Raw genomic sequence first — 13,979 nt, forward strand, 5'->3', positions numbered from 1 at the left:
AACCAGCCCACCCCCCATTAACCTATAGGTAAGAACTCCTTACATCGGCCGGACCGATATTCCAAATCGAATCTGCCGATGACCGGCAAAAAATGCGTCACCTCGTTTCATTTCGCCATGCCGCCAGCAGCAGGCCGAGGCCGAAAAGCGCCAGGAGCAGGGCGGGGGCCAGGGCGATTTCGCGAATTCCGTCAACCACATAGTCGCCCTTCTCCTCCAGGCCCATCCAGCCCGGACCACCGGCGACCGAGCCGGGCGCCACCCGTTTCGGTTCGGGCACGCCGCCCTCGGCCAGCCAGGCCAGCGCCCCGCCGGTGGCCTTGGCGACGGGGGCGAGGCGTTCGGACGTGGCCGCCAGTTCGGCCAGTTCCACTGGATTGGCCTGGCCGGCGGCGGCCAGGGCGACCCGGCCGTCGGCGGTGGCGACGCGCCACAGGCCGGTCTGGGCCGCCTCCACGCTTGCCCGCGCCACGCCCTGGTCGTCGGGTTGAAGCCAAATGGGCGTCTGGGCGCCGTCGGGCGCGATGATGGTGGCGTCCACCGGTCCGGTGGCGCCGCGCGCCGCCACCTCCAGCCGCCCGCCGTCCACCGAGGCCAGCAGGGCGCTTTCCTCCAGGTCGGGCTCCTTCATCAGCCAGTGGGCCAGGCGTCGCGTCATCTCGGCATGGGGGCCGCCGCCCTCCCAGCCCCGCGCCCACAGCCACAGGGTGTCGGACAGCACCATGGCGACGCGGCCCTCGCCCACCCGGTCCAGCACCACCAGCGGGCGGTCGTCGATGCCCGACAGCAAGGTGGCGCCCTTGGCGGTTCCCACCTCGATCTGGCGCATCCAACTGCCCCAGGGCGGATCGCCCGGCCTTGTGCCGGCCAGTCCGGCCATGACGGGATGGCGGCGGCCCGCATCGGTCAGGCGGGGGCGGAACTCGCGCTCCAGCTTGGCTCCGGTGGGCAGCGCCGGCAGCACGTCGGCCAGGGCGGATTCGGCGATGCCGTCGGCCTCGGCGAATTCCGGCCCCACGGCGGCCAGCAGGGCGCCGCCGTTCTGCACATAGCGGGCGAGGTTGCGGTAATAGGCCGGGGCCAGCACGCCCCGGCGGCGGTAGCGGTCGAAGATGATCAGGTCGAATTCGGAGAGCTTCTCCTCGAACAGCTCGCGCACGGGAAAGCTGATCAGGCTCATCTCGCGGATGGGGGTCTGGTCGTCCTTTTCCGGCGGCCGCAGGATGGTGAAGTGGACCAGATCCACCGCCGGGTCGGACTTCAACAGGTTGCGCCAGGTGCGCTCGCCGGCATGGGGCTCGCCCGATACCAGCAGTACCTTGAGGCGGTTGCGCACCCCGGAAATGGACAGGGCGGCGCGGTTGTTGACCAGGGACAGCTCGCCCGGCCCGGCCTCGGCCTCCAACTCCACCACGTTGGCCCCGGCATGGAGGATGGGCACCTCCAGGGTGGCGTCGCGGTTGAGCGGCACGGTGATCGCCGCGAAGGGTTTGCCGTCGACGCGGACCGCCACCACCGCCTCGCCCTTGGCCCCCTGGTCCTCGACGCGGAAGGCCAGGGTGGCGTTCTCTCCCACCAGGGCGAAGGCGGGCGAGGCCCCGGGCACCAGGCGGCGGTCGCGCTCGCCCGGCCGACCGGTCAGCAGCGTGTGGACCGGCGCGCCGAGCGAGCGGCCCAAATCGGCCGGCACGTCGTGGACGCGGCCGTCGGTGATCAGCGCCACTCCGGCCAGCCGGCGGCGCGGCACGTCGGCCAGCGCCCGCTCGGCGGCCTCGAACAGCCTTGTGCCCCGGTCGGCGCCCGGCTCCGCCCCCACCCGCTCGATCCGTACCTCCAGCCCCTTGATCTGGCCGAGGCGCCGGGTCAGTTCGTCGGTCGCCGCCCGGGTCTGGGCCGGGCGGTCGCCGATGGCCTGGGACGGGCTTTCGTCTGCCACCACCAGGGCTACGTCGGCCAGCGGCGTGCGGTTTTCGGCCAGCAGGCGGGGATTGGCCAGCATGGCCAGCAGCATGGCCAGCACCACGGCGCGGAGCACGGTGCCGGACGCCCGCCGCCAGACGCCGATGCCGACCAGCAGCAGCGCGGCGGCTCCCAGCGCGGCAATCACCGGCCAAGGGAACAGGGGGGCGAAGGCGAGCGTATGAAAGCTCATCGTTTCAGCCGATCCATGATGGCCGGCAGGTGGACCTGATCGGCCTTGTAGTTCCCCGTCAGCGCGTACATCACCAGATTGATGCCGAAGCGGTAGGCGTATTCCCGCTGGCGCTCGCCGCCCGGCACCACGGCATGGGTGGGGCGTCCGCGCTCGTCCACCGCCCAGGCGGCCATCCAGTCGTTGCCGCCCAGCACCACCGGCGAGACGCCGTCATTGCCGGCCTCGGCCCCCTGGCTGACCCACAAGGTGGCGCCGTCCCAGCGTCCCGGCACGCCCTTCAGCAGGTAGAACGAGCGGGTCAGCACGTGGTCGGGCCCCATGGGGACCAGCGGCGGCAGGGCCAATCCGGCCACCAGACGGCGCAGGCGCTCCAGCTCGGCCGCATCGGGACCGGCCCCGGCGTTGCCCTCGTCGCCGGTGTCGAACAGGATCACGCCCCCCTTGGCCATGTAGGCGTTGAGCTTCTCGGCTGCCTGCTCCGAGGGCGGTTGCTGGCCGGGCGTGATCCGCCAGTAGAGCAGGGGAAAGAACACCACCGGGTCGCGGTCGGGATCGACCAGCATGGGCTCGGCCATCTCGGCGGTGGAGCGTTCGGCCAGACGCGCCGACAGTCCGCGCAGGCCGGCCAGGCACAGGCGGTCGAGGGCGGAATCCTTGGTGGCGATGCAGGCCAGCCGGGTGGCGAGCCCGGCTTCCAGGGCGAAGGAGGCGGCCCTGGTCTCGCTTGGCCCCCCCAGGGCGACGGCAACGAGGGCGGCCCGCCACAAAAGGCCGCGCAGCGTAAAGGTGGCGGCCATGTCGATCAGGGCGAGGAGCAGGGCGGCCAGAGCCAAGGGCGGGCGGAAATCCAGGCCGGGCCGGCTTTCGCCCAGCCGGGTGCCGGTGGCGCCGGGCGGCGGGACGAAACGCTCGGGCGGGGCCAAGGCGGGGCCCAGGTTGAAGGCGACCCGCCCCTCGGCCGGACCATACAGGCCGGGGGGATGGCGGGGCTGGGGCAAGGTGGCGGCCAGGGCGCCCTGGTCCAGCGGCTGATTGATACCGGCGGCGGGGTGCGCGCGTCCCAGCCCGTCCAGCACCTCGGCCGGCGCCAGCTTTCCCGCCTGGACGGTCGCGCCGCTTCCCCTCTGCGACAGGGCGGTCATCCGGCGCAGCATGTCCACGAACAGGCCCGACAGGGCCAGATTGCCCCATTCGGCGTTGGCGCTGGTGTGGATCAGCACCACCAGCCCCTTGCCGCGCCGGTGGGCGGTGACCAGCGGCGTGCCGTCGGCCAGACTGGCCCAGGTGCGCGACGACAGCTCCAGCCCCGGCTCGGCCAGCACCTGCGAGCGGATCTCCACGTCGTCGGGGATGACCAGCCCGTGGAAGGGCGAGGCTTCGGGGAAGGGGGCGAGGCGCATGGGCGTCGTCCACGACAGCACGCCGCCCAGGGTGCGCCCCCCCGACAGCAGGCGGACCGGCAGCAGCGGATCATCGGTTGCACTCTGGACCAGCAGCGGCCCGGCGAAGCGCAGCAGCACGGCGCCCTGCTCGACCCTGGCGGCCAGCCGGGCGGCGTTGGGGCCGGGCGGCAGCGGCACGTCGGCCAGGACGATCACGTCCAGGGCGGGATCGGCGGCCAGCTCCGCCACCTCGCCCCGCTTCAGCTCGGCATGGGGGGCCAGGGCGCGCTCCACGTAATACAGGCGGTCGAGCAGCGGCGCGGAAGCCGGGTCGCCGCCGGCTAGGCCTGCGCTCCGCCGCCGGCTGCCTTCGTCCAGCAGCAGAGTGGCGCCGGCCGAGCGCTCGCCCTCGATCTCCAGGCGGGTCAGGCGGTTGCGCAGCTGAGTGGGCAGGTCGAGGGGGATGTCCGTGGTGGCGCGGCCCGCCTCGAAGCGGCCTTCGCCCCGCGCCAGGACCGTTCCCTTGGCGTCCAGGGCGAGGATGTCCACGGGTTCGGCCTCGTCCGAGGGCAGGCGGCGGATGACCGGGGCCAACCGTTCGGCCTGGGTTCCCGGCAGCAGCAGGCGGCCGCTGCGCCCCGTGACGATCTCCAATCCGCCGCCCAGGCCCTGCAGGCGGCGCGAAAGGGCCCCGTCCGCCGGGTCGGCCAATCCGTCGTTCAGCCACACCACTTGCCCCGCCCGGTCGAAGGGTAGGGAGTCCAGGGCCTTCAGCGCCCCGGCGCGGTCGGTGGGCCATGGCCGGGGCTCCAGCCCCGCCGCCAGGGCGCGGGAATCGGCCGCCGGCATCAGCCGCCCCAGGGCGACCGGCCCGCCATCGGCGGGCGGCGCGGTGGCGAGCGTCACGACGGGGCGTCCCGAGCGTTCGGCGGCGGCCAGCACCTGGTCCAGATGCTCGCGCCGTCTGTCCCAATCGCGCGCCGCCGCCCAGCCGTCGTCGACCAGCAGCAACAGCGGCCCGTCGCCACGGATGGGGGAATGGGGGGCGAGGCTGGGGCCGGCGGCGGCCAGGATCAGGGCGGCGGCCAGGGCGAGGCGCAGCGCCAGCAGCCAGAACGGCGTGGCTTCGGCCTGGCGTCGCGCCGTGTCGAGGCCGAGCAGCAGGGAAAGGGCGGGAAAGGACACCTTGCGCGGCCGGGGCGGCGTCACGCGCAGCAGCCGCCACAGCAGCGGCAGCCCGGCCAGCAGCGCCAGGGCCCAGGGGGCGGCGAAGGTGAGGCCGCCGATGACCATCATGGGGCCAGCCCCCCCACTTTCTGCGCCAGGGCCAGCAGGCAGGGGGCTGCGGGGCGGTCGGTGCGGTGGGTGGCGAAGCTCCAGCCCAGGGAACGGGCCAGGGCGGACAAGGCGTCGCGCCGGGCGGCAAGACGCTCCTGATAGGCGGCGCGCAGATCCTCGGCCCGACCGGTCTCCAGCTCGCCCTCGCCCTCCAGGCCCAGGAAGCGCAGGCGCCCCGCATAGGGCAGGCTTTCCTCGGCGGGGTCCAGCACCTGCAGCAGATGGCCCGACGCCCCCGCCTGAGCCAGGGATTCGATGTGGGCGGCGACGTCGTCCAGGGGATCGAGGAAGTCGCCGGCCAGGACCAGGGTGGCGTGGCGGGGCAGGCGGGCGGGCGGGGAAAGGGGCGCGTCGCCGGCGCGCTCCAGCGCCAAAGCAAGGCGGCCCAGCGCTCCGCTGCCCCAGCAAGGCGGCGCCTCGCCGGTCAGGCAGGCGACCCGTTCGCCGCCCCTCAGCAGCAGGGCGGCCAGCGCCAGGACCAGCAGGCTGGCGCGGGCGTGCTTGGTGGGAAGGCCGGTGTCCGAGCGCCAGCGCATGGAGGGCGAGCCGTCCAGCCACAGCCAGACGGTCTGGGACGCCGCCCATTCCGTCTCGCGCACATAGAGGTGGTCGGAGCGGGCCGAACGGCGCCAGTCGATGGACCCGGCCCCGTCGCCCGGCTGGGCGCGGCGGTATTGCCAGAAGGAATCGCCGGAGCCGGCGCGGCGGCGGCCGTGGACGCCCTGGGCCACCGATTGCGCCACCCGCTCGGCCTCGACCAGCAGCGGGGGAAAGCGGGACGCCAGCTCCTCGGCGCGCAGTTCGGGCAACTCGCCGCTCTTCGCCCGTGTGGAAGCCTTGCCGGTCATCCGGTCCCGCCCGTTAAGTTGAGGGGCAAGTGAAGCACGTTGTCGGAGGCGGGAAAACCCCGTCATGCCCGGCCTTGTGCCGGGTATCCACGTCTTTCCTGCGGCACCGCGTGGATGGCCGGGTCAAGCCCGGCCATGACGAGGGAGAGGACGCGCCTAGGAATCACCCATCTTGAGGGCGGCCAGGAAGGCGGATTGCGGAATCTCCACCTTGCCGAACTGGCGCATGCGCTTCTTGCCTTCCTTCTGCTTCTCCAGCAGCTTGCGCTTGCGGGTCGCGTCGCCGCCATAGCACTTGGCGGTGACGTCCTTGCGCAACGCGCTGATGCTTTCGCGCGCCACGATGCGCCCGCCGATGGCGGCCTGGATGGCGATCTGGAACATCTGGCGCGGAATCAGCTCCTTCAGGCGCTGGCAGATGCCGCGGCCCCGGCTTTCGGCGTTGGCGCGGTGCACCACGAAGGATAGCGCGTCCACCGGCTCGGCGTTGACCAGGATGGAGACCTTGACCAGATCGGATTCCGAATAGGAATCCACCTCGTAGTCGAAGCTGGCATAGCCGCGCGAAATGGATTTGAGCCGGTCGTAGAAGTCGAACACCACCTCGTTCAAGGGCAGCTTGTAGACCGCCATGGCGCGGCTTCCGGCATAGGTCAGGTCCACCTGCTGGCCTCTGCGCTCGGTGCACAGCGTCAGCACGGGGCCCAGATACTCGTCGGGCACCATGATGGTGGCCTTGATCCACGGCTCTTCCATGTGGTCGATGCGGGCCGGGTCGGGCATGTCGGCGGGATTGTGCAGCTCTTCCATCGCGCCGTTGGTGGTGTGGACGCGGTAGACCACGCTTGGCGCGGTGGTGATGAGGTCCAGGTTGAACTCGCGCTCCAGGCGCTCCTGGATGATCTCGAGGTGCAGCAGGCCGAGGAAGCCGCAGCGGAAGCCGAAGCCCAGCGCGGCCGAGGTCTCGGGCTCGTACTGGAAGCTGGCGTCGTTCAAGCGCAGCTTGGCGAGCGAGTCGCGCAGATCCTCGTAATCGGCGGCGTCGATGGGGAACAGGCCGCACCACACCACCGGCACGCTGGGCTTGAAGCCGGGCAGCGGGCTTTCGGCGGGCTTCCTGTCATCGGTGACGGTGTCGCCCACCTTGGTGTCGGCCACAGCCTTGATGGCGGCGGTGAAGAAGCCCATCTCGCCGGGGCGCAGTTCGGTGGTCTGCACCAGCTTCGGCGTGAAATAGCCGCAGGAATCCACCTGATAGGTGGCTTCGGTGGCCATCATGCGGATCTTCTGGCCCTTCTTCAGCACGCCGTTCTTGATGCGCACCAGGATGATGACGCCCAGATAGGGGTCGTACCAGGAATCCACCAGCAGGGCCTGCAGCGGCGCGTCGGCGTCGCCCTCGGGGCAGGGCAGGCGGGTGACCAGGGCTTCCAGCACGTCGCCGATGCCGATGCCGGTCTTGGCCGAGATCATCACCGCGTCGGTGGTGTCCAGGCCGATGACGTCCTCGATCTGCTGCTTGACGCGCTCGGGCTCGGCCGCCGGCAGGTCGATCTTGTTCAAGACCGGCACCACCTCGTGCCCGGCGTCCAGCGCGTGATAGACGTTGGCGAGCGTCTGGGCCTCGACGCCCTGGCTGGCGTCCACCACCAGCAGCGAGCCCTCGCAGGCGGCCAGCGAGCGCGAGACCTCGTAGGCGAAGTCCACGTGGCCGGGGGTGTCCATCAGGTTCAGCTGATAGGTCTTGCCGTCCTTGGCCTTGTATTCCAGCCGCACGGTCTGGGCCTTGATGGTGATGCCGCGCTCGCGCTCGATATCCATGGAATCGAGCATCTGCTCCTTCATCTCGCGCGCCTCGATGGCGCCGCAGGCCTGGATCAGGCGGTCGGCGAGGGTCGATTTGCCGTGGTCGATATGGGCGACGATGGAGAAATTGCGGATATGGCTGAGCTTGGTCATGAACGGCGATCAACTAAAGTCGGGGCTGCCGGACCATAGTGCGCGGCGGCCGGTTTGGGAAGCTACTTGCTGTCGGGATCGTCCAGCCAATGGGGCTCGATCACCTGACGGGTCTTGCGGGTTTCGGCCAGCTTGCGCACATGGCCGAGATTCTTGGCCGCCACCTTGGCGGGGCCCTTGGCGCCGTGGGCCTGGAACACCTCCAGCGCGGCGGCCAGGGCCTGTTCCGCCTCGGTCAGGTGGCCGGCGCCGCTGGAATGGCGGTCCAGCAGGAACAGGGCCGAGCCCAGCGTGTTCTGGGTGGCGGCCCAAGACAGCGGCGAACGTTCCCGCGTCCGGATCTCCAACACCGAATGGCAGGCGTCGATGGAGCGCTTCAGGACCTCGGTGTTCTTCAACTGGTCGCCGTAGACCTCCAGCACCTGGGCGATGTTGTGCATCACCTCGGCCCAGCGGCTCGGCGTCTCGGTGCGGGAATAGACCTGAAGCGTGGCCTGCAGCGCCTGCACCGATTCGCGCAGCAATTCGGTCTGGCCGGTCTTCAGGTCCAGGCGATAGAGCGCCACGCCGAGCCGCACCTGGGCCGAGGCCCATTCCTGCGGCATCAGGGCGCGGGGCAGGTGCTCGACCGCGTTGCGCCATTCCTTGATGGCCTCTTCCAGCAGCGGGGCCGGGTCCTTGGAGCGTTCCGCCTTGGCCGACAGCACCGCGCCCACATGCTTGTGGATCAGGCCGGCTTCCCACGACGGATCGGTGCGGGCCAGGCGGCGCTGGGCCTGGCGATAGGCGTTGATGGCCTTGTCGAACCACAGCTCGGTCTCTTCGGCGGGCACCACCATGGCGTTGATGGTGGCGATATGGCCGAACACCAGCTGGCACGAGCGCTGCTGTCCCATGGACATCTGCACCGGCGGCTTGGCGGCCAGGCTTTCCACCCCTGCTGCGGCGGCCGGCATCAGGCGGCGGATGGAGTTGCGGTGGGCTTCCGTCGGCACCTCGACGGCGGCGAGGCAGGCGGCGTAAAGCAGGTTGGACGGTCCTTCGCCCAGCTCGGCCGGCAGCTCGATGCGGGTGGTGGCGCCGAACGAGGCGGCGCGCTCGTCGTCGTTGCTGGCGGTGGCCAGGCGCAGGCGGTAGCCGTCCTTGCCGAAATCGCCCCACACCAGCAGGTCGGCGTCTTCCTCGGCCACCGCATGGCGGGTGTTGAGCGAGACGCCCGCCACCTGGGCCGGGTCGTCCAGGCGGTCCAGCTGGTAGATGCGCGGCACCGCCTTGACCTTGAAGGCCGGACGGGCGGACAGGATCTGGTTCAGCTGGGTGGCCGCCTGGCCGTCGGCGTCACCCGCCAGCGCCGCCACCAGGATGGTGAAGGCCGGACCCTCGGCGGCGACGGGGACGGCAACCGGCTTGGGCGGCGCGGCCGGCTTGGGCTTGAACAGGTTGACCAGCAGTTCCAAAAGGCCCGAAGAGCGCGCTTCCGCCCCCACCTGGGCGGCGGTGGCGGCCGCCTCCGATTCGGCCAGAGGGGGGGGCGCCGCTTCCTTCTCCGGTTCGGCCTGGGCGGGCTTGGACGCAGCGCCCCGCATGGCCGCGAGGTCGCGTGCCCGGCGCTGCAGTTCCGCCCTTCGGTCGTTGGGATCGTCCGCCATGTCTCACCGTATACGGGAGAGCGAGGGCAACGGCAAGGTTCAGCCGCTGGTGAGGGGCCGCTCTCCAGAGGCGACAATCAGGAGTGCCGGCCGCATCGGGTTATCGCTCTCGCAAACAGGGAAAATCTCATTGACAGCGCTAAAATTTGCATCATTTAATTTAAATTACATAGCCTATTAGGATGTTAAGCCATGAGTCTGGCAGATTTGAGAGATCTGGTATCGCATTTTTCACCAGCTATGGTTAATTCCGTAGAAATCAACAAGGCTGAAACAGTTGTCATCAGGCACGAGCATGTGCCGACAATGCGGCACAAGTCATTTTTAAACCCACCATCATATTCAACGACAAGCGGGCCGCATGTGCTAGCTGCTTGCGTGAATTCAGCAATTAAAACAGCAACAGCTCGACTGCGTTTTACGCATCCGGTTGAGGTGTGGCAAAATTATTATGTGTTTCCGCAAGAGGTGGCTACTGATGTTAGGTTAATGTCCCGCCCTACTTTTGATAGCCACGAGTCTGCTGCTGCATGGGTTGGGGGGATGATATCGGAGTGTTTTCTTCGTAATTATAATTATGTTGTTAGGGGTGACGTCGGTAGTGGCAAGACATCATTGTTTAAGTATCTTTTGCGTTGCCATGGAAGTGAGTTTAATAAAATTGATGTAATACCTACACGCGTCGAGTGTCGTAGATCGATAGATTACTCAAATCATGACGGCGAATACTATTCATCAATTGTTGCGCATGTAAAGCTTTGCTGCGTGCGTGACGTAATTCATCGCCTTGTTTGTGATGAGTGGTTGGACGCCCGACTCGGGGGGGCTTTTGATCAGGATGGTCGGGTTGACGCGTTCATCAAGTTGCTGAAAAAAACAGCGCGGCAAATTTCAGTAAGGGTCTCGGCTGAGTCCATAAATAAAATGTCATCTATGGTAAGGCAATATGCCGAGGCATGGAGGGTGTATCAGAAAAATAATGTAAGATTTGAGGCTATCGAAAATAGAAAGTTTATAGATCTTACGGCGTTGGTTTCTGATTGTACTGATGATGCCATGAGGGGTATCGTAATAAAGGCTGCATCATCTGTTGGTTATAGATTTATGGTTGTATTTGATGGATATGATATTATATCTCCAGCTGATATGCTTCATGCTCCCGATGGAAGGCTTAGGGAGATTGAAGCTATAGCCAGAATAGCAAAGTCAATGAGGACACTTCCAGATTCTGTTGTTTCGTTTTCCAATATTAATATTAGGTATGTGTCAATAATGAGGCATGCGACGGTGCCGCATTATTTATCAGCATTTGCTGCCGCACCTATGGGTTATTCGTCAATTCAAGAGATAGAGGTTGTTCCGGCCGATCACAATAATATCGTTAAAAAAAGGATGCGTTGCCTTGCCTCGTCATTCGTCCTGAGGATGTCCGATATTCTGCCGATTGATGCTGGGCAGAAGCGAGATGATTTATTCCGGTCTGCTGTGAAGGAGGTGCCGCGATACACCGAACAGTTCATGGATATATATGGAAAAATCATAGCGGCAGTTAGTGACCATCTTGGGGTTAATATAGATCCGCCGGAAAGAATATTTAACAATAATATGAGGGCCTTACTGGCCTTTGTGCGGATAGTTCTCAATAGAATAATTGATCATTCTGTTGATGGTAACGTTATGCCTCTTGCGAGCTCTTTTAATAAAGGTGTTGAAGATCTTCAGATAACATTGCTGGCAATAAGCGGTGCGGTTGATTCTTTCCTTGAGCACAAGGCGTGGAGATTAATAGAAATACTGGCATCCGGTGAGAGGTTGTATTTTAAGAACTATATAGCCGGTGGAGTTGCGGAAAATGGTGAGGCAAAGCTGAAATATGATACGAATCCGTCTCCATTTTTTGATAATATTTTTGAATATACATTCAGGACATCTGGTTCGACAAGTGTGGGTGTTCTAACAAAATTAAGGGTATTGCAGATAGTAGATCGATATGCATCGCCTGGTGCGGGGCTTTCGTTTCATGAAATACATTCAAGGCTTGCGGCTGATTTTGGATATATTATTGCTCAAAATGAGCTTAAGGTATTATTAATTATACTTGCGCTATCTGAGTCGCTATCTGCTCATGGCATCGAGCCTGATTTGCTAACGTATGAGATAGAGCCGAAGGGAAAATTTTTGGCTAATTCGGTAATGTATCAAATGGGGTACCTTGAGCTTGTCTGTTATCAGGTTGCCATGCCTAGAAAATTTTCAAACAGATTGATTTATGGGAATGATGTCTCTTCTCGTCTTTCTAGGCTGTATAGTGTTTATCGTGGTAGTGGGGCTGTCCAGTGGATCGTTCGCAGTATTGTGAATTGCTTTGTTCTCTACGCATACATCGCAGCTTCGGAAAAGATGGAAAATAGGATCAAAGGGTACGAAGAGGTTGCGTTGGAGATGGGACGGACCCTCCAGGGCAATATAGGTGCCATCGGGGCAAAGTTATTAAAAGATGGGCGTGGGGATGTAATTCCTTTTGCGTTGGCGGCGGTAAAAGAGGCTTCTGTGGCGTTAAGTTCTACGTGCTAGACGTCAGGGCCAGCCACTCGTCCTCGGTCAGGGTCGCGATGCCCAGTTTGGCCGCCTCGGCGGCCTTGGAACCGGCGTCGGCGCCCACCACCACGTAATCGGTCTTCTTGGACACGCTGCCCACCACCTTGGCGCCCAGGGCCTCGGCCCTGGCCTTGGCCTCGGGCCGGGTCATGGTGAGAAGGGTGCCGGTGAACACCACCGCCTTGCCCGCCACGGGCGAGGCGGAGGCTTCGATCACCTTGGCGTCCTCGACGTCGCCGCCGAGATCGCGCATGGCGGCGACCAGATCGTCCACCGCCGCCACGTTGTGCGCTTCCTTGAAGAAGTCCAGCAGGTCGCCGGCCACCGAGGGGCCGATATCCTCGATGCTGATGAGTTCGTCCTTGGCCTCCTCGGTCATGGCGGCGCGCCAGGATTCCAGGCTGCCGTAATGCCGCGCCAGGCGCTTGGCCGTGGCCTCGCCGATCTGGCGGATGCCTAAGCTGAAGATGAAGCGCTCCAGGCCCATGCGGGCGCGGGTGCGGATGGAGTCGAACAGCTTTTCGGTGGAGCGTTTGCCCCAGCCCTCGAAATTCTCCAGCTTCTGCAGCGTTTCGGCTCCGTTGCGGGCCTCCAGGCGGAAGATGTCGGCGGGTTGGCGCACCCAGCCCCTCTCCCACAGGAATTCGATGTTCTTCTCGCCCAGGCCCTCGATGTCGAAGGCGCCCCTGGACACGAAGTGCTTCAGGCGCTCCTTGGCCTGGGCCTGGCAGGTCAGCCCGCCGGTGCAGCGGCGGATCACCTCGCCCTCGGGCCGCACGGCGTGGGAGCCGCAGACCGGGCAGGTTTCGGGATAGACGAAGGGGCTAAGCCCGCGCGGTTTGTCGGCCACCACGCCGACGATCTGCGGGATGACGTCGCCGGCGCGCTGCACGATCACCGTGTCGCCGACGCGCACGTCCTTCCGGGCGATCTCGTCCTCGTTGTGCAGCGTGGCGTTGGAGACCACCACGCCGCCCACATTGACGGGCGTCAGGCGGGCGACCGGGGTCAGCGCCCCGGTGCGGCCCACCTGGATGTCGATGGCTTCCAGCAAGGTGGTGGCCTGCTCGGCGGGGAATTTATGGGCGATGGCCCAGCGGGGCGTGCGCTCGCGGAAGCCCAGGCGCCTTTGCAGGTCGAGATCGTCCACCTTGTAGACGATGCCGTCGATGTCGTAGGGAAGCGCGGCGCGCCGGTCGCCCAGGTCCTGATAGGCCTCCAGCAATCCGGCCACCCCGTCGCAGCGGCGGGTCAGCGGATTGACAGAGAATCCCCAGGCCTTCAGGCGCTCCAGGTATTGCCAGTGGCTGGCCGCCGGCGGGCTGGAGGCCTCGCCCATGGCATAGGCGAACAGCGACAGCGGCCTGGACGCGGTGATCTTGGGGTCCAACTGGCGAAGCGAGCCGGCGGCGGCGTTCCTGGGATTGGCGAAGACCTTTTCCCCCGCCGCCTCCTGGCGCTGGTTCAAGGCCAGGAAGTCGGCCTTGGTCATGAACACCTCGCCCCGGATCTCGATCACCGCCGGCGCGTCGGAGCCCAGGGTGCGGGGCAATTGCGATTGGGGGAAGGTCTCGAGGTTGCGGGTGACGTCTTCGCCCTCGGCCCCGTCGCCCCGCGTCGCCGCCGAGACGAACGTGCCGTTCTCGTAGCGCAGGTTGATGGACAGGCCATCGATCTTGGGTTCGGCCACATAGGCGAGCGGGGCGTCGTCACCCAGGCCAAGGAAATTGCGCACCTGGGCGTCGAACTTGCCGACGTCCTCGGGCGTGAAGGCATTGCCCAGGCTCAGCATGGGCACCGAGTGGACCAGCGTGCCGAAGCCTTCCGACGGCGCGGCGCCGACCTTGGCCTTAAGCGGGCTTTTGGCCGCCAGTTCGGGGAAGCGTTCCTCGATCTCGGTCAGGCGCCGCCGGGCCCCGTCATAGACGTCGTCCGTGACCTCGGGCGCGTCCTTGCCGTGATAGGCCTCGTCCCAGCGGGCGATCTTCTCGACCAGCTCCGCATGCTCGATGCGGGCCTCGAACGGGGTGAGGGCGGGGACGGGGATCAT

The 13,979-nt window shown here is 65.8% G+C and carries 7 protein-coding genes; 1 reads left to right on the forward strand and 6 read right to left on the reverse strand.

The genetic code is table 11. The annotated features are described in order from the left end of the window. Positions 1-97: 97 nt before the first annotated feature. The 5 genes from XM1_RS06960 to XM1_RS06980 form a co-directional block, all read right to left on the reverse strand. A complete protein-coding gene (locus tag XM1_RS06960; protein ID WP_068431816.1) occupies positions 98-2,152 on the reverse strand; it encodes a hypothetical protein in 2,055 nt (684 codons plus the stop codon). Beyond that, complete coding sequence (locus XM1_RS06965; RefSeq protein ID WP_068431821.1) at positions 2,149-4,833, reverse strand: DUF4159 domain-containing protein; 2,685 nt, start codon at positions 4,831-4,833, stop codon at positions 2,149-2,151. The genes XM1_RS06960 and XM1_RS06965 overlap by 4 nt, the downstream gene beginning before the upstream one ends. Continuing rightward, positions 4,830-5,723 (reverse strand): DUF58 domain-containing protein, encoded by an 894-nt coding sequence (locus XM1_RS06970; RefSeq protein ID WP_068431824.1) that lies wholly within the window; start codon positions 5,721-5,723, stop codon positions 4,830-4,832. The genes XM1_RS06965 and XM1_RS06970 overlap by 4 nt, the downstream gene beginning before the upstream one ends. A 156-nt stretch (positions 5,724-5,879) precedes the next feature. Continuing rightward, positions 5,880-7,682 carry a translation elongation factor 4 gene (lepA, locus tag XM1_RS06975; RefSeq protein WP_068431829.1) on the reverse strand — a complete coding sequence of 601 codons (1,803 nt, stop codon included), beginning with the start codon at positions 7,680-7,682 and terminating at the stop codon, positions 5,880-5,882. 62 nt (positions 7,683-7,744) lie between these two features. Beyond that, positions 7,745-9,331: a hypothetical protein gene (locus XM1_RS06980; RefSeq protein WP_068431832.1), complete on the reverse strand. Its 1,587-nt coding sequence runs from the start codon at positions 9,329-9,331 to the stop codon at positions 7,745-7,747. Positions 9,332-9,523: 192 nt separating this feature from the next. On the opposite strand from XM1_RS06980, the gene XM1_RS23885 reads away from it, so the two are divergent. Then, the gene (locus tag XM1_RS23885; protein ID WP_156428661.1) at positions 9,524-11,905 is read left to right on the forward strand and encodes a hypothetical protein; all 2,382 of its coding nucleotides are present in this window, start codon (positions 9,524-9,526) and stop codon (positions 11,903-11,905) included. Here XM1_RS23885 and ligA read toward each other — a convergent pair. Beyond that, on the reverse strand, positions 11,895-13,979 hold the full coding sequence (ligA, locus tag XM1_RS06985; RefSeq protein WP_068431835.1) for an NAD-dependent DNA ligase LigA: 2,085 nt from the start codon (positions 13,977-13,979) through the stop codon (positions 11,895-11,897). The two genes, XM1_RS23885 and ligA, sit on opposite strands and share 11 nt — an antisense overlap.

Origin of the sequence: Magnetospirillum sp. XM-1 (assembly GCF_001511835.1) — a bacterium.
In the GTDB taxonomy this organism is placed as follows: domain Bacteria; phylum Pseudomonadota; class Alphaproteobacteria; order Rhodospirillales; family Magnetospirillaceae; genus Phaeospirillum.

Bases quoted from the DNA above. Each gene is read 5' to 3' on its own strand.
- XM1_RS06960 (WP_068431816.1), bottom strand. From the start codon at position 2,152: ATGAGCTTTCATACGCTCGCCTTCGCCCCCCTGTTCCCTTGGCCGGTG.
- XM1_RS06965 (WP_068431821.1), bottom strand. From the start codon at position 4,833: ATGATGGTCATCGGCGGCCTCACCTTCGCCGCCCCCTGGGCCCTGGCG.
- XM1_RS06970 (WP_068431824.1), bottom strand. From the start codon at position 5,723: ATGACCGGCAAGGCTTCCACACGGGCGAAGAGCGGCGAGTTGCCCGAA.
- lepA (WP_068431829.1), bottom strand. From the start codon at position 7,682: ATGACCAAGCTCAGCCATATCCGCAATTTCTCCATCGTCGCCCATATC.
- XM1_RS06980 (WP_068431832.1), bottom strand. From the start codon at position 9,331: ATGGCGGACGATCCCAACGACCGAAGGGCGGAACTGCAGCGCCGGGCA.
- XM1_RS23885 (WP_156428661.1), top strand. From the start codon at position 9,524: ATGAGTCTGGCAGATTTGAGAGATCTGGTATCGCATTTTTCACCAGCT.
- ligA (WP_068431835.1), bottom strand. From the start codon at position 13,979: ATGATCCCCGTCCCCGCCCTCACCCCGTTCGAGGCCCGCATCGAGCAT.